Origin of the sequence: Streptomyces sp. NBC_01450 (assembly GCF_036227505.1) — a bacterium.
In the GTDB taxonomy this organism is placed as follows: domain Bacteria; phylum Actinomycetota; class Actinomycetes; order Streptomycetales; family Streptomycetaceae; genus Streptomyces.
Genome location: NZ_CP109480.1, coordinates 8,505,050 through 8,520,825 on the forward strand (window position 1 = coordinate 8,505,050; position 15,776 = coordinate 8,520,825).

Sequence of the window (15,776 nt, forward strand, 5' to 3'; positions counted from 1 at the left end):
GTGGCGGGGATGCCGGGCACGCTGTTGGGTGTCTGAAGGTACGGCCGATTGTTGGCTGCCTTCAGTGCCGGCCCCAGTGCACTCGAACCGGAAGGTTCGGGGTGATGGGTGGTTGGTCGTTGTTTGAGAACTGCACAGTGGACGCGAGCATCTGTGGCCAAGTTTTTAAGGGCGCACGGTGGATGCCTTGGCACCAGGAACCGATGAAGGACGTGGGAGGCCACGATAGTCCCCGGGGAGTCGTCAACCAGGCTTTGATCCGGGGGTTTCCGAATGGGGAAACCCGGCAGTCGTCATGGGCTGTCACCCTTGCCTGAACACATAGGGCAAGTGGAGGGAACGCGGGGAAGTGAAACATCTCAGTACCCGCAGGAAGAGAAAACAACCGTGATTCCGGGAGTAGTGGCGAGCGAAACTGGATGAGGCCAAACCATATGCGTGTGAGACCCGGCAGGGGTTGCGTATGTGGGGTTGTGGGATTTCTCTTTCACGGTCTGCCGGCCGTGAGACGAGTCAGAAACCGTTGATGTAGGCGAAGGACATGCGAAAGGTCCGGCGTAGAGGGTAAGACCCCCGTAGTCGAAACGTCAACGGCTCGTTTGAGAAACACCCAAGTAGCACGGGGCCCGAGAAATCCCGTGTGAATCTGGCGGGACCACCCGCTAAGCCTAAATATTCCCTGGTGACCGATAGCGGATAGTACCGTGAGGGAATGGTGAAAAGTACCGCGGGAGCGGAGTGAAATAGTACCTGAAACCGTGTGCCTACAAGCCGTGGGAGCGTCGGGCAAGCACTTGTGCTTGCCTCGTGACTGCGTGCCTTTTGAAGAATGAGCCTGCGAGTTTGCGGTGTGTTGCGAGGTTAACCCGTGTGGGGAAGCCGTAGCGAAAGCGAGTCCGAATAGGGCGGTTTAGTAGCGCGCTCAAGACCCGAAGCGGAGTGATCTAGCCATGGGCAGGTTGAAGCGGCTGTAAGAGGTCGTGGAGGACCGAACCCACCAGGGTTGAAAACCTGGGGGATGACCTGTGGTTAGGGGTGAAAGGCCAATCAAACTCCGTGATAGCTGGTTCTCCCCGAAATGCATTTAGGTGCAGCGTCGTGTGTTTCTTGCCGGAGGTAGAGCACTGGATAGGCGATGGGCCCTACCGGGTTACTGACCTTAGCCAAACTCCGAATGCCGGTAAGTGAGAGCGCGGCAGTGAGACTGTGGGGGATAAGCTCCATGGTCGAGAGGGAAACAGCCCAGAGCATCGACTAAGGCCCCTAAGCGTACGCTAAGTGGGAAAGGATGTGGAGTCGCAGAGACAACCAGGAGGTTGGCTTAGAAGCAGCCACCCTTGAAAGAGTGCGTAATAGCTCACTGGTCTAGTGATTCCGCGCCGACAATGTAGCGGGGCTCAAGCGTACCGCCGAAGTCGTGTCATTGCAGCAATACTCCCAACGGAGGCTGTGATGGGTAGGGGAGCGTCGTGTGCCGGGTGAAGCCGCGCCGGAAGGCAGTGGTGGACGGTTCACGAGTGAGAATGCAGGCATGAGTAGCGATACACACGTGAGAAACGTGTGCGCCGATTGACTAAGGGTTCCTGGGTCAAGCTGATCTGCCCAGGGTAAGTCGGGACCTAAGGCGAGGCCGACAGGCGTAGTCGATGGATAACCGGTTGATATTCCGGTACCCGCTGTGAAGCGTCAAACATCGAACCAGGCGATGCTAAGTCCGTGAAGCCGCCCCGGAGCCTTCGGGCAAAGGGGAGTGGTGGAGCCGACGGACCAGACCTGTAGTAGGTGAGTGATGGGGTGACGCAGGAAGGTAGTCCATCCCGGGCGGTGGTTGTCCCGGGGTAAGGGTGTAGGCCGTGTGATAGGTAAATCCGTCACACATTAAGGCTGAGACCTGATGCCGAGCCGATTGTGGTGAAGTGGATGATCCTATGCTGTCGAGAAAAGCCTCTAGCGAGTTTCATGGCGGCCCGTACCCTAAACCGACTCAGGTGGTCAGGTAGAGAATACCGAGGCGTTCGGGTGAACTATGGTTAAGGAACTCGGCAAAATGCCCCCGTAACTTCGGGAGAAGGGGGGCCATCACCGGTGATCGGATTTACTCCGTGAGCTGGGGGTGGCCGCAGAGACCAGCGAGAAGCGACTGTTTACTAAAAACACAGGTCCGTGCGAAGCCGTAAGGCGATGTATACGGACTGACGCCTGCCCGGTGCTGGAACGTTAAGGGGACCGGTTAGTCACTCTTCGGGGTGGCGAAGCTGAGAACTTAAGCGCCAGTAAACGGCGGTGGTAACTATAACCATCCTAAGGTAGCGAAATTCCTTGTCGGGTAAGTTCCGACCTGCACGAATGGCGTAACGACTTCTCGACTGTCTCAACCATAGGCCCGGTGAAATTGCACTACGAGTAAAGATGCTCGTTTCGCGCAGCAGGACGGAAAGACCCCGGGACCTTTACTACAGTTTGATATTGGTGTTCGGTTCGGCTTGTGTAGGATAGGTGGGAGACTGTGAAGTGCGGGCGCCAGCCCGTGTGGAGTCGTCGTTGAAATACCACTCTGGTCGTGCTGGATGTCTAACCTGGGTCCGTGATCCGGATCAGGGACAGTGTCTGATGGGTAGTTTAACTGGGGCGGTTGCCTCCTAAAGAGTAACGGAGGCGCCCAAAGGTTCCCTCAGCCTGGTTGGTAATCAGGTGTTGAGTGTAAGTGCACAAGGGAGCTTGACTGTGAGACCGACGGGTCGAGCAGGGACGAAAGTCGGGACTAGTGATCCGGCGGTGGCTTGTGGAAGCGCCGTCGCTCAACGGATAAAAGGTACCCCGGGGATAACAGGCTGATCTTCCCCAAGAGTCCATATCGACGGGATGGTTTGGCACCTCGATGTCGGCTCGTCGCATCCTGGGGCTGGAGTCGGTCCCAAGGGTTGGGCTGTTCGCCCATTAAAGCGGTACGCGAGCTGGGTTTAGAACGTCGTGAGACAGTTCGGTCCCTATCCGCTGTGCGCGTAGGAATATTGAGAAGGGCTGTCCCTAGTACGAGAGGACCGGGACGGACGAACCTCTGGTGTGCCAGTTGTCCTGCCAAGGGCATGGCTGGTTGGCTACGTTCGGGAGGGATAACCGCTGAAAGCATCTAAGCGGGAAGCCTGCTTCGAGATGAGTATTCCCACCCCCTTGAGGGGTTAAGGCTCCCAGTAGACGACTGGGTTGATAGGCCGGATCTGGAAGGCGGGTAACCGCTGGAGGTGACCGGTACTAATAGGCCGAGGGCTTGTCCTCAGTTGCTCGCGTCCACTGTGTAGTTCCCAGACAACGAACGGTTGTGCTGGCTGAACAGTTCCACTAATCAATTGAATAGTGTGCTTGTTCGCTGCCCGTTCGAGACCCCGTTTTATCGCGGGGTGTCTGAAAGGGTTTCGGTGGCCATAGCATGAGGGAAACGCCCGGTTACATTCCGAACCCGGAAGCTAAGCCTCATAGCGCCGATGGTACTGCAGGGGGGACCCTGTGGGAGAGTAGGTCGCCGCCGAACAATCTTTGGAGGACCTCTGGTTCCAGCGACTCGCTGGAACCAGAGGTCCTTTTTTGTTTTTCCGAGGCGCGCCGGGTACCCGGCTGCGCGAGAATGACTTGCGGTACCGATGACAGGAGTCACCCATGTCCACCAACTCTCCCGACGAGCGACCGGAGCGCGACCAGCGCCGCCAGGACAGTGGTGACCGCGGCGGCTACCGAGGAGGTCCGCGCCGGGACAACGACCGCCGGGACAACGACCGTGGCGGCTTCGGTCGGCGCGATGACCGTCGTGACGGTGACCGGGGTGGTGACCGGGGTGGTGACCGCGGCGGCTTCCGTCGCGACGACAACCGCCGTGACGACAACCGTGGCGGCGGCGGATTCCGTGGCCGTGACGACCGGCGTGAGGGGGACCGGGGCGGCCGTCCGCCGTTCCGTCGTGACGATCGACCCACCGGCGGTCCGCGTCGTGACGACCGTGGTGGGTTCCGTCGGGAAGGGGACCGTCGGGAGGGGGACCGTCCGGCGTTCCGCCGTGATGACCGTCCCAGCAGTGGTCCGCGTCGCGATGACCGTCCCAGCAGTGGTCCGCGTCGAGACGACGACCGTGGTGGGTTCCGTCGGGACGACAACCGTGGTGGCGGCGGCGGTTTCCGGCGCGACGACCGCAATGACTTCCGCCGTGATGACCGCCGTGACGACCGTCGTGACAGCGGCGACCGTGGTGGTTTCCGTCGGGACGACCGTCGTGACAGCGGCGACCGTGGTGGTTTCCGTCGGGACGACCGTCGTGATGACCGTCGTGACAGCGGCGACCGCGGTGGCTTCCGCCGTGATGATCGCGGTGACTTCCGGCGCGACGATCGTCGGGGCGATGACCGTGGCGGGATCCGTCGGGAGGGGGACCGTCCGGCGTTCCGCCGTGATGACCGTCCCAGCAGTGGTCCGCGCCGTGACGACCGTCCCAGCAGTGCTCCCCGTCGGGACGACCGTCCCAGCAGTGGTCCGCGTCGTGATGACCGTCCCAGCAGTGGTCCGCGCCGTGACGACCGCCCCAGTGGTGGTCCCCGTCGTGACGACGACCGCGGTGGCTTCCGCCGGGACGACCGTCGGGACAGCGGTGACCGTGGTGGTTTCCGTCGGGACGACAACCGTGGTGGTGGCGGCGGTTTCCGGCGCGACGACCGCAATGACTTCCGCCGTGATGACCGGCGCGACGACCGCCGTGATGACCGGCGCGAGGGCGAGCGTCCGGCCTTCCGGCGCGACGACAGGCGGGACGACAGCCGTGGTGGTGGCGGATTCCGCGCCCGTGACGACCGGGGTCGTGACGACCGCGGACGCGGTGGTCCCCGTCGTGACGACCGGGGTGGCCGTCCCGGTGGCTTCCGCGGCCGTGACGACCGTGGAGGCGACGACCGTCGCGGTGGCGGCTTCCGTGGCCGCGACGAGCGCGACCGGGACCGTGAGCCGATCAAGCGGCTGCCGATCCCCGATGACGTCACGGGTGAGGAGATCGACGCGGACGTACGGCAGGAGCTCCTGAGCCTGCCGAAGGGGCTCGCGGAGGACGTCTCCAGGAACCTGGTGATGGTCGCCCGGCTCATCGACGAGGACCCCGAGGGCGCGTACGCGTACTCGAAGATCGCCCTGCGGCTGGCGTCGCGTGTGGCCGCCGTACGCGAGGCGGCCGGGTTCGCCGCGTACGCGAACCAGAAGTACAGCGAGGCGCTCGCCGAGTTCCGGGCGGCGCGCCGTATGACCGGGAACGTGGATCTGTGGCCCGTCATGGCGGACTGCGAGCGCGGTCTGGGCCGGCCCGAGAAGGCGCTGGACATGGCGGGTGCGCCCGAGGTGCACAAGCTGGACAAGGCCGGGCAGGTCGAGATGCGGCTCGTGGCGGCCGGCGCCCGGCGCGACATGGGGCAGCTCGACGCCGCCATCGTGACGCTTCAGAGCCCGGAGCTCGCCTCGAACTCCGTACAGCCCTGGACGGCCCGACTGCGCTACGCCTACGCCGACGCGCTGCTGGCCGCCGGTCGTGAGAACGAGGCGCGCGAGTGGTTCGCGAAGGCCGTCGAGTCCGACAAGGACGGCAGCACGGACGCCTCCGACCGGCTCGCCGAGCTGGACGGCGTCGAGTTCGTCGACGCGCTCGTCGAGGACGAGGACGATGACGAGGTCGTGACCGCGGCGGACGCGAAGGCCGACACCAAGGCCGACACCGAGATCGAGATCGAGGACGACGGTGAGGACGACGTCGTCGAGGCCGAGGCGCCCAAGCCGGTCGTCGAGGACGAAGACGACGAGGACGACGACGAGGACGAGGACGCTCCGCGGGGCTGAGGGTGCTCCTCGGTGCTGACGTAGGGCGGTTGTCGTAGGACAAAGGCGGCGGGATCCCTTCCGGAATCCCGCCGCCTTTGGTGTTTCAGCCCCTGTTTCTTCCTGTGGAGTCTCAGAGGGGCAGCGCCCGCAGCACCAGCCCGGACGCCGGCTTGGGGCCGAACGAGGTGGACTTGCGGGGCATCGTGACGCCCTGGCGGGCGAGGTCGCGTACGACCTCCTCGCGGACCGGGTGCATCAGGACGGCCGTACCGCCGTCGCGCTCCGCCTTTTCCACCGTGGCGGCCGTGTCGTGGATGTACGCGATGTGGGCGGGCGAGTCCTCGGGGATGCCCCAGACGTGGGCCAGGAGCGTGGCATGCAGGACGGTCGCGTCGAGGGTGCGCCAGGCCTCGGGGCGGTCGGCGGGGACCGTACGGGCGAGGAGGTCCGGGGACGGGCGGTCGACCAGGTGGAACGAGCCGTCGCCCGCGAGGAGGAAGGCGTTGCCCTCCGCGGCGGCCACGGCCAGGGCCTCCAGCGCTTCCGGGAGCGGAACGTCGAGGTGACGTACGCGGAACGAGTCCGTGAGGGCGGTCAGCGCCTGAGCGACCGGCAGGCCGTGCAGCAGGCGGTGGATCGCGCGGACCCGGAGGGGGTAGCGCGCGGTGTCCACCAGGAGCACCAGGCCGTAGTCCCAGGGGCTGGGGGAGGGGTGTTCGGCGCGTAGCCGCAGGTAGGTCGCCCAGCGGTGGTGGCCGTCCGCGATGAGGGCCTGGTGGCGGCCGAGATCCGCCTGGATCTCGGCCAGATCGGCCGGGTCGGTGATCGCCCACAGGCGGTGGTTGAAACCGTCCTCCGTGGTCGTCGAGAGCAGCGGCTCGCCTTCCGCGGTGCGCTCGATGACGGCGGCCGTGCCGACCCGGGAGCCGTTGCCGCGGTAGGTCAGCAGGAGCGGTTCGAGGTTGGCGGAGGTGGCGCGCATCAGGGCCGCGCGGTCCGCGATGATGTGCGGCATGACGTCCTCGTGCGGAAGGACGACGCCGGCGGACGGCTCCGACAGGCGCAGGGCGCCGATGATGCCGCGTTGCAGCAGGCCGTCGTCGTGCTGCTCGTAGACGTACAGGCCCGGCACGGGGTCGGCGGCCAGGACGCCCTCGGACACCCAGTCCTGCAGGGTGTCCGCCGCCTGGCGGTTGCGGGCGGTCGGGGTCGTGTCCTGGGGGAGGATCAGCCGCACGATGTTGTGCGGGTCGGCGGACTCGAGGTGGAGCAGACCGTCCGGCCGAACGATGACGTCGTACGGCGGGGATGTCACGGCGGCGAGGCTGCCGACCCGGTCGGGGTCGTAGCGCAGGCCCCGGAACGGGGTCAGTTCGAGGCCGCTGCGCGCCGGGGTTTCCTCCGCGGGACCTGCATAGTTCATTGAGGCATCGTAAGTGTGCCGGCGCTGTGGGGGATGATCGGGGGAAAGAGATCGAACGAGGAGCGATGCGTAATGAGCCAGACCGTCAGGACGCGGCCCGAGGCCAGTGGGCAGGCCCTGAGCGAGGCCTACGACACGGCTCTGCTCGACCTGGACGGCGTGGTGTACGCGGGCGGGAACGCGATCGCGTATGCCGTGGAGTCACTGGGCACCGCCCGCTCGGGAGGGATGCACCTCGCGTATGTCACGAACAATGCGCTGCGTACACCCGAAACGGTGGCGGAGCATCTGAGTGAGCTGGGTATACCGACCGGCGCCGACGATGTCATCACCTCGGCTCAGGCCGTGGCGCGGCTGATCAGTGAGCAGGTGCCCGCCGGTGCGCGCGTGCTGGTCATCGGCGGCGAGGGACTGCGGGTCGCGCTGCGCGAGCGGGGGCTCGAGCCGGTCGAGTCGGCGGACGACGACCCGGCGGCGGTCGTCCAGGGGTTCGGCGGTGCCGACCTGCCCTGGGGGCGCTTCGCGGAGGCGTCCTACGCCGTCGCGCGCGGGGTGCCGTGGTTCGCGTCCAACACCGACCTGACGATCCCCAGTGCGCGCGGGATCGCGCCCGGGAACGGGGCCGCGGTGGAGGTCGTACGCATCGCCACGGGCGCCGAGCCGCAGGTGGCGGGCAAGCCGCTGCCCCCGATGCACCGCGAGACGATCCTGCGGACGGGGGCGAAGCGGCCGCTGGTGGTCGGCGACCGGCTGGACACGGACATCGAGGGCGCGTTCAACGGTGAGGTGGACTCGCTGCTCGTGCTCACCGGGGTGACGGACGGCGCGCAGCTTCTCGCCGCGCCGCCGCAGCACCGGCCGACGTATGTGGACGCCGATCTGCGGGGGCTGCTCACCGGGCAGCCGGAGGTCGTGGAGGAGGGCGACGCGTTTCGCTGCGGCGGGTGGACGGCGCAGGCGGGGAGTGAGCGTCTGGAGCTGGCGGGCGACGGCGAGGCGCTCGACGGGCTGCGGGCGCTGTGCGCGGCGGCGTGGACGGCCGCGGGCGAGGGGACGTGCGAGCTGGACGCGGGGAAGGCGCTGGCGAGGCTGGGGCTCTGACGGCCGAGGGAGGCTCAGGGGCTCCTTGGTGGTGGTGAGTAGTCACCGGGGATCGAAGCGTGAGCGAGGGTAGGCTAACCTAACCACGTGTTGGTCGACAGTCCCCCCGAACAGCGCGCGGAGACCGCCGCCGCGCCCCCGAGCCGTCAGCCGATTCGCGCCGTTGGACTCCTCGCGTCCCTGGCCCTTCTGGTGCTCGTCGCGTTGGCGAGCATCGCGATCGGTGCGAAAGCGCTGCCGCTGGACCAGGTCTGGCACGGCCTGTTCCACGGCACAGGGACGTACTCCGACGTCGTGGTCGACGACCGGATCTCGCGTACCGTCCTCGGACTGCTCGTCGGCGCCGCGCTCGGACTGTCGGGCGCCGTCCTGCAGGCGCTCACCCGCAATCCGCTGGCCGACCCCGGACTGCTCGGCATCAACGCGGGCGCGTCCGCCGCGGTCGTCACCGCCATCACCTACTTCGGTGTCACGAGCCTGAGCGGCTATGTGTGGTTCGCCTTCTTCGGCGCGGCCGCGGTCGGGGCGCTGGTCTGGTTCCTGGGCGGCAGCCGCGGTGCCACCCCGGTGCGGCTCGCGCTCGCCGGCACGGCGATCAGCGCCGCGCTCTACGGCTATCTGCAGGCCGTGATGATCATGGACGACGCGGCGCTCGGCAAGATGCGCTTCTGGACGGTCGGTTCGCTGGCCTCGGCCACCGACTCCACCATCAAGCAGGTGCTGCCCTTCCTCGTGGTCGGCACGGTTGTCGCGCTGGCGCTCGCCCGGCCCCTGAACGCCATGGCCATGGGTGACGACACCGCCCGTGCGCTCGGCGCCAACCTGAACCGCACCCGGGCGCTGTCCATGGCCGCGGCCACCGTGCTGTGCGGCGCCGCGACCGCCGCCTGCGGACCCATCGTCTTCGTCGGGCTCATGGTCCCGCACGTGGTCCGCTCCTTCACCGGGCCCGACCTGCGCTGGATCCTGCCGTACGCGACCGTGCTGTCACCCGTGCTGCTCCTCGGCGCCGATGTCGTGGGGCGGATGGTCGTGCGGCCCGCGGAGCTGCAGGTCGGCATCGTCACCGCGATCCTCGGCGGGCCGGTCTTCATCTATCTCGTACGACGGCGGAGGACGGCGCAGCTGTGACGGACACACGTACCCGAGCCGTGCGGACGCGCGGCGGTCTCTCGGTCCGGCTGGACGTCCGGGCGTTCACCGTCGTCGTGCTGCTGCTGGTGGCCGCGCTCGCCGCGAGCGTGGTGCTGATCGGCACCGGCGACTTCCCGATCCCTGCCGTCGACGTCCTCAAGACGCTCGTCGGCAACGGGAACGCGGGACAGGAGTTCATCGTCAACGACCTGCGGCTGCCACGGGTGCTCGTCGGCCTGCTGGTCGGGGCCTCGCTGGGGCTCGGCGGGGCTCTTTTCCAGTCCATCTCCCGCAACCCGCTGGGCAGCCCGGACGTCCTCGGCCTCGGCCAGGGATCGACGGCCGGGGCGCTTATCATGATCGTGCTGTTCTCGGGCAGTGCGAACCAGGTCGCGCTGGGAGCGCTCGTCGGCGGTCTGGTGACCGGGCTCGCCATCTATCTGCTCGCCTGGAAGCGGGGCGTGCACGGATACCGACTGGTCCTGGTCGGTATCGGAGTCTCCGCGATCGTCACGGCGGTCAACGGCTATCTGCTCACCAAGGCGGACATCGTCGACGCGGCCCGCGCGATCGTCTGGATGACCGGCTCCCTCAACGGCCGCGACTGGGCGCAGGTCTGGCCGCTGCTCGTCCTGTGCGCCGTCCTCGTCCCGCTCGTCCTCGGCAACGCGCGCGGGCTGCGCCTGATGGAGATGGGCGACGACGTGTCGTACGCCCTCGGAGTGCGCGTCGAGCGCGTACGGCTGCTGCTGATGCTGGCCGCGGTGCTGCTCACCGCGGGTGCCACCGCCGCCGCGGGTCCGGTCGGCTTCGTGGCGCTGACCGCGCCGCAGCTCGCCCGGCGGCTGACCCGCTCACCGGGGCCGAACCTGGTGCCGTCGATGTGCATGGGCGCGACCCTGCTGATAGTCGCGGACTGGGCCTCGCAGCGGGCCTTCGGAGCCGATCAGCTGCCCGTCGGCGTCGTGACGGGGGTCCTGGGCGGGCTCTATCTGCTGTGGCTGCTGGTCACCGAGCGCAGGGCGGGCCGGATATGAGCGCCGCGGCGAACAAGAACGCTCAGGCGACCAAGAACGCTCAAAGGAGCACTGTGAACCGCCTGTCCGCCGACAACGTCACCCTCGGCTACGACCAGCGCGTCATCGCGGAGAAGCTGTCGGTGGAGATCCCCGACAACTCCTTCACCGTGATCGTCGGCCCGAACGCCTGCGGCAAGTCCACGCTGCTGCGTGCCCTGTCGCGGATGCTCAAGCCGTCCGAGGGGCGGGTGCTGCTCGACGGGCAGGTCATCCAGTCGATGCCCGCGAAGAAGGTGGCCAGGACGCTCGGGCTGCTGCCGCAGTCGTCGATCGCGCCGGACGGCATCACGGTCGGCGACCTGGTCGGCCGGGGCCGCTATCCGCACCAGGGCCTGCTGCGCCAGTGGTCGACGGAGGACGAACGGGTCGTACAGGAGTCGATGGCCTCGACCGGCGTCGCCGAACTCGCCGATCGCTATGTCGACGAACTGTCCGGCGGCCAGCGCCAGCGCGTGTGGATCGCGATGGCCCTCGCCCAGCAGACCCCGCTGCTGCTGCTCGACGAGCCGACGACCTACCTCGACATCCAGCACCAGATCGACGTGCTCGACCTGTGCGCCGAGCTCCACGAGGAGCAGGGGCGCACCCTGGTCGCGGTCCTGCACGACCTCAATCACGCGGCCCGGTACGCCACCCACCTCATCGCCCTGCGCGAGGGCCGGGTCATCGCCGAGGGCGCGCCGAACGACATCGTCACGGCCGAACTGGTCGAGGAGGTCTTCGGGCTGCGCTGCCAGGTCATCGACGACCCGGAGACCGGGACGCCGCTGGTGGTGCCGGCGGCGCGGAAGGCCCGCGTGCGGGTGGCCGCCGGAGCCGCCGGCGTCGGAGCCGCTACAGAAGCTTCCTGAGGCGGAACAGGTCGAGCAGGGCCGCCTCCAGTCGCACCCGGCCCGAGCCCCAGGCCTTGGCGAAGTTCAGCTCCCCGTCGACCATGGCGACCAGGTCGTCGCCGGACATGGCGAGTCTGATCTGGGCCTTCTCCTGGGGCGGCCCCTGGAGGGTGTCGAGCACGTGGATCCGGCCGTCCGTGAGGCGACCGACGAAGGTGACGTCGAGGTCGGTGATACGGCAGCTGAGCGAGCGGTCCAGGGCCGCCGCCTCGCGTACCTTCCCGTCGGCGCCCACCATGCTGTCCGAGAGCTTGTCGAGTGCGCTGCGGCACTCCTCAATCGTGGCCATCGCGGTCGACGGTACCGCAGCGCTTCGGGGTAGCGTCGGGGCATGAACGAGTCAGTGCCGCAGGCCGGGACTCCGCAGGGCGTGATGCCGGAGCCGGAGGTTCCGATCGAGGTCGAACCCGAACTCGAGTACGACCCCGCCGCCCCGGCCCCACTGGACGTGGACCGCACGCCCACCGGGAACGCCGAGGTCGACGCCCAGCTCGACCGGCTGGGCGACGCCGACCACCTCGCCACGGACGGACATGTCGAGGTGTACGAGGATGTACACAGGGGGCTGCGCGACGCGCTGACCGCGCTCGACGCCCGCCCGGGAGCTCCGGTTCCCACCCGTCACCCGACCACCGCCCCTCAATGAGACCCTTCGGGTCACCCCTATCAATGACCGCACGACCGCAGGAGCTGAACCCAACGTGGCAGGAGTGGCACGCCGCCGCCTCGACGCCGAGCTGGTCCGCCGGAAGCTCGCCCGCTCGCGCGAGCACGCCAGCCAGCTGATCGCCGCCGGCCGGGTGAGCGTCGGCAAGACCCTCGCGACCAAACCCGCCACCCAGGTGGAGACCGCGGCCGCGATCGTGGTCACCCAGGACGACAGCGACCCCGACTACGTCTCGCGCGGCGGGCACAAGCTCGCGGGCGCCCTGGCCGCCTTCGTGCCCCAGGGGCTGAAGGTCGGGGGACGGCGGGCGCTGGACGCCGGAGCGTCCACCGGAGGCTTCACCGACGTACTGCTGCGCGCGGGCGCCTCCCATGTCGTCGCCGTCGACGTCGGTTACGGTCAACTCGCCTGGTCTCTGCAGAGCGATGAACGCGTCACCGTCAAGGACCGTACGAACGTACGCGAGTTGACGTTGGAGGCGATCGATGGGGAGCCCGTGGATCTTGTTGTCGGGGATCTGTCCTTCATCCCGCTCGGCCTGGTGCTGCCCGCCCTCGTGCGGTGCGCGGCGCCCGACGCCGATCTGGTGATGATGGTCAAGCCGCAGTTCGAGGTGGGGAAGGAGCGGCTGGGGAGTGGTGGAGTCGTACGCAGTCCGGAACTGCGCGCCGAGGCGGTGCGCGGTGTGGCCCGACGGGCCGCGGAACTGGGGCTCGGGGTGAAGGGCGTGACCGCGAGTCCGCTGCCCGGACCCTCGGGCAATGTCGAGTACTTTCTGTGGCTGCGTGCCGGGGCACCCGAACTCGACCCGGCCGACGTTGACCGTGCAGTGGCGGAGGGGCCGCGTTGACAGAGACCCGAGCTCGTACTGTTTTCCTGCTCGCCCACACCGGGCGGCCGGCCGCGATCCGCAGCGCCGAACTCGTGGTCCAGGGGCTGCTGCGCTCCGGGATCGGGGTGCGCGTGCTGGAGGCGGAGGCGGCCGATCTGCCGCTGCCGCCCGAGGTGGAGCTGGTGAGGGAAGCCACTCCGCAGTGCCTCGACGGATGCGAACTGCTGATCGTGCTCGGCGGTGACGGCACGCTGCTGCGCGGCGCCGAGTTCGCCCGCGCCTCCGGCGTGCCGATGCTCGGCGTCAACCTCGGTAGCGTCGGCTTCCTCGCGGAGGCCGAGCGGGACGACCTCGACAAGGTGGTCGACCGGGTGGTGACCAAGGCGTACGAGGTCGAGGAACGCATGACCGTCGACGTCGTCGTGCACCAGAACGGCGACATCGTGCACACCGACTGGGCGCTCAACGAGGCCGCCGTGCAGAAGGTCTCCGCCGAGAAGCTCCTCGAGGTCATCCTCGAGATCGACGGGCGGCCGGTCACCGGCTTCGGCTGTGACGGCATCGTCTGCGCGACCCCGACCGGGTCCACGGCGTACGCCTTCTCCGCCGGCGGACCGGTCGTCTGGCCCGAGGTCGAGGCGCTGCTCATGGTGCCGATCAGCGCGCACGCGCTGTTCGCCAAGCCGATGGTGACCTCGCCGAACTCGGTGCTCGCGGTGGAGGTGCTGCCGCACATTCCGCCGGGGGTGCTGTGGTGCGACGGGCGGCGGACGGTGGAGCTGCCGCCGGGGGCCCGGGTGGAGGTACGGCGGGGGGCTGTGCCGGTGCGGCTCGCCCGGCTGCACCACGCCTCGTTCACCGACCGGCTGGTGGCCAAGTTCGCGCTGCCGGTTTCCGGCTGGCGCGGGGCGCCGCACTGACACTCCCGTCAGGTCCACTCCCGTGGGTGACAAGGCACCGTTTGTAGGTGCTTGTCACCTGCGGGTACGTGGCTGCGGGGCGGGGGCCGTCGCACATCCGTGGCTGGACCTCGTAAGGTCGTGTCCGTGTTGGAGGAGATGCGGATACGGTCGCTCGGAGTCATCGACGACGCGGTCGTCGAGCTGTCGCCAGGCTTCACCGCCGTGACCGGTGAGACCGGTGCGGGCAAGACGATGGTGGTCACCAGCCTCGGGCTGCTGCTCGGCGGGCGCGCGGACCCCGCCCTCGTACGGATCGGCGCCAAGAACGCCGTCGTGGAGGGCCGGATCACCGTACCCACGGGCGGCACGGCGATCGTACGGGCCGAGGAGGCGGGCGCCGAGCTCGACGACGGCGCGCTGCTGATCAGCCGTACCGTTTCGGCCGAGGGGCGTTCCCGGGCGCACCTGGGCGGGCGTTCCGTGCCCGTGGGAGTGCTCGCCGAGCTCGCCGACGAGCTGGTGGCCGTGCACGGGCAGACCGACCAGCAGGGGCTGCTCAAACTGTCCCGGCAGCGGCAGGCGCTCGACCGGTACGCCGGGGACGCGGTCGCCGTGCCGCTCGCCAAGTACGCGGGGGCCTACCGGCGGCTGCGGGCCATCTCGGCCGAGCTGGACGAGATCACCACACGCGCGCGTGAGCGGGCCCAGGAAGCCGACCTGCTGCGCTTCGGACTCGACGAGATCGCGGCGGTCGAGCCGCGCGCGGGCGAGGACGCGGAACTTTCGGCGGAGGCGGAGCGGCTCGGGCACGCGGAAGCGCTCGCGTCCGCCGCCACGGCCGCCCATGCCGCCCTCGCGGGCAACCCCGAGGATCCCGAGGGCATCGACGCGGCGACGCTCGTCGCGGGCGCGCACCGAGCCCTGGAGGCCGTACGGTCGCACGACTCCGCGCTCGCCGGGCTGTCCGGGCGGATCGGGGAGATCAACATCCTGCTGCGCGACGTGGCGGGGGAACTGGCCGGATACGCCGACGACCTCGACGCCGATCCGCTGCGGCTCGCGGCGGTGGAGGAGCGCCGGGCCGCGCTCACCCAGCTGACCCGGAAGTACGGCGAGGACATCGACGCCGTACTCGCGTGGGCCGAGCAGGGTGCCGCGCGGCTCCTCGAACTCGACGGCGACGACGAGCGGATCGACGAGCTGACCGGTGAGCGGGACGCGCTGCGCGCCGAACTGGGCGGGCTTGCGCAGGCGCTGACGGACGCCCGGACGGAGGCCGCCGAACGGTTCGCGGCCGCCGTGACCGCGGAGCTGGCCTCGCTCGCCATGCCGCACGCGCGCGTGTCGTTCGAGATCCGGCAGACCGACGATCCCGAGGGTGTGGAGCTCGGCGGGCGTACCGTCGCGTACGGGCCTGCGGGCGTGGACGAGGTCGAACTGCTGCTCGCCCCGCATCCCGGGGCGCCGCCGCGGCCCATCGCCAAGGGAGCCTCCGGTGGTGAGCTCTCGCGCGTGATGCTCGCCGTGGAGGTCGTGTTCGCGGGGACCGACCCTGTGCCGACGTATCTCTTCGACGAGGTCGACGCCGGTGTGGGCGGCAAGGCCGCGGTCGAGATCGGGCGGCGGTTGGCCAAGCTGGCCAAGAGCGCGCAGGTCGTCGTGGTGACTCACCTGCCGCAGGTCGCCGCGTTCGCCGACCGGCAGTTGCTGGTCGAGAAGACCAATGACGGTTCCGTGACGCGGTCCGGGGTGAAGGTGCTCGAGGGCGAGGAGCGGATTCGGGAGCTGTCCCGGATGCTGGCGGGTCAGGAGGACTCGGAGACGGCCCGGGCGCATGCGGAGGAACTGTTGGCCACGGCTCGGGGCGACCGGTAGTTCCGTATGAGGGCCCTTGGAGTCGTCGC

Annotated in this window: 11 protein-coding genes, 2 rRNA genes and 1 pseudogene; 12 read left to right on the forward strand and 2 right to left on the reverse strand. The window is 68.5% G+C overall.

The window, feature by feature from the left end; all coding sequences use genetic code 11:
• The first annotated feature begins 155 nt into the window (after positions 1 to 155).
• The 4 genes and pseudogenes from OG568_RS37800 to OG568_RS37815 all read left to right on the forward strand — a co-directional run bounded on the left by OG568_RS37800 (position 156) and on the right by OG568_RS37815 (position 5,859).
• Positions 156 to 3,276, forward strand: a 23S ribosomal RNA gene (locus OG568_RS37800).
• Positions 3,277 to 3,412: 136 nt separating this feature from the next.
• Positions 3,413 to 3,529: ribosomal RNA gene (rrf, locus tag OG568_RS37805) — 5S ribosomal RNA — on the forward strand.
• A gap of 638 nt (positions 3,530 to 4,167) precedes the next feature.
• Positions 4,168 to 4,662: pseudogene (locus OG568_RS61525) on the forward strand (hypothetical protein); the annotation flags it as partial.
• A 324-nt stretch (positions 4,663 to 4,986) separates the two neighbouring features.
• Positions 4,987 to 5,859 carry a hypothetical protein gene (locus OG568_RS37815; protein WP_329536565.1) on the forward strand — a complete coding sequence of 291 codons (873 nt, stop codon included), beginning with the start codon at positions 4,987 to 4,989 and terminating at the stop codon, positions 5,857 to 5,859.
• Positions 5,860 to 5,971: 112 nt separating this feature from the next.
• Here OG568_RS37815 and OG568_RS37820 read toward each other — a convergent pair whose 3' ends face one another.
• Complete coding sequence (locus tag OG568_RS37820) at positions 5,972 to 7,264, reverse strand: DUF1015 domain-containing protein (protein WP_266581575.1); 1,293 nt, start codon at positions 7,262 to 7,264, stop codon at positions 5,972 to 5,974.
• 72 nt (positions 7,265 to 7,336) lie between these two features.
• On the opposite strand from OG568_RS37820, the gene OG568_RS37825 reads away from it, so the two are divergent.
• The 4 genes from OG568_RS37825 (at position 7,337) to OG568_RS37840 (ending at position 11,429) form a co-directional block, all read left to right on the forward strand.
• Positions 7,337 to 8,365, forward strand: coding sequence for an HAD hydrolase-like protein (locus OG568_RS37825; protein ID WP_329534792.1), 1,029 nt, complete (start codon positions 7,337 to 7,339; stop codon positions 8,363 to 8,365).
• Positions 8,366 to 8,452: 87 nt separating this feature from the next.
• Entirely contained in the window at positions 8,453 to 9,496 is a 1,044-nt protein-coding gene (locus tag OG568_RS37830; protein ID WP_329534793.1) for a FecCD family ABC transporter permease, read from the forward strand.
• Positions 9,493 to 10,536, forward strand: a complete 1,044-nt coding sequence (locus tag OG568_RS37835; RefSeq protein WP_329534794.1) for a FecCD family ABC transporter permease — start codon at positions 9,493 to 9,495, stop codon at positions 10,534 to 10,536. The genes OG568_RS37830 and OG568_RS37835 overlap by 4 nt, the downstream gene beginning before the upstream one ends.
• The gene (locus tag OG568_RS37840; protein ID WP_329534795.1) at positions 10,533 to 11,429 is read left to right on the forward strand and encodes an ABC transporter ATP-binding protein; all 897 of its coding nucleotides are present in this window, start codon (positions 10,533 to 10,535) and stop codon (positions 11,427 to 11,429) included. Before OG568_RS37835 ends, OG568_RS37840 begins: the two co-directional genes overlap by 4 nt.
• Here the strand turns inward: OG568_RS37840 and OG568_RS37845 are convergent.
• Entirely contained in the window at positions 11,413 to 11,760 is a 348-nt protein-coding gene (locus tag OG568_RS37845; protein ID WP_329534796.1) for an SCP2 sterol-binding domain-containing protein, read from the reverse strand. The genes OG568_RS37840 and OG568_RS37845 overlap by 17 nt on opposite strands.
• Positions 11,761 to 11,802: 42 nt before the next feature.
• On the opposite strand from OG568_RS37845, the gene OG568_RS37850 reads away from it, so the two are divergent.
• The 4 genes from OG568_RS37850 (at position 11,803) to recN (ending at position 15,747) form a co-directional block, all read left to right on the forward strand.
• Entirely contained in the window at positions 11,803 to 12,117 is a 315-nt protein-coding gene (locus OG568_RS37850; RefSeq protein ID WP_329534797.1) for a hypothetical protein, read from the forward strand.
• A 55-nt stretch (positions 12,118 to 12,172) separates the two neighbouring features.
• The gene (locus OG568_RS37855) at positions 12,173 to 12,988 is read left to right on the forward strand and encodes a TlyA family RNA methyltransferase (protein WP_266415616.1); all 816 of its coding nucleotides are present in this window, start codon (positions 12,173 to 12,175) and stop codon (positions 12,986 to 12,988) included.
• On the forward strand, positions 12,985 to 13,890 hold the full coding sequence (locus OG568_RS37860) for an NAD kinase (protein ID WP_329534798.1): 906 nt from the start codon (positions 12,985 to 12,987) through the stop codon (positions 13,888 to 13,890). Before OG568_RS37855 ends, OG568_RS37860 begins: the two co-directional genes overlap by 4 nt.
• Positions 13,891 to 14,028: 138 nt before the next feature.
• Positions 14,029 to 15,747, forward strand: coding sequence for a DNA repair protein RecN (gene recN / locus OG568_RS37865; protein WP_329536566.1), 1,719 nt, complete (start codon positions 14,029 to 14,031; stop codon positions 15,745 to 15,747).
• The last annotated feature ends 29 nt before the right edge of the window (positions 15,748 to 15,776 follow it).

What these genes read in the sequence shown, in the direction of transcription:
- OG568_RS37820 (WP_266581575.1), bottom strand. Translation starts at nt 7,264, where the DNA reads ATGAACTATGCAGGTCCCGCGGAGGAAACCCCGGCGCGCAGCGGCCTC.
- OG568_RS37825 (WP_329534792.1), top strand. Translation starts at nt 7,337, where the DNA reads ATGAGCCAGACCGTCAGGACGCGGCCCGAGGCCAGTGGGCAGGCCCTG.
- OG568_RS37840 (WP_329534795.1), top strand. Translation starts at nt 10,533, where the DNA reads ATGAGCGCCGCGGCGAACAAGAACGCTCAGGCGACCAAGAACGCTCAA.
- OG568_RS37845 (WP_329534796.1), bottom strand. Translation starts at nt 11,760, where the DNA reads ATGGCCACGATTGAGGAGTGCCGCAGCGCACTCGACAAGCTCTCGGAC.
- OG568_RS37850 (WP_329534797.1), top strand. Translation starts at nt 11,803, where the DNA reads ATGAACGAGTCAGTGCCGCAGGCCGGGACTCCGCAGGGCGTGATGCCG.
- recN (WP_329536566.1), top strand. Translation starts at nt 14,029, where the DNA reads ATGCGGATACGGTCGCTCGGAGTCATCGACGACGCGGTCGTCGAGCTG.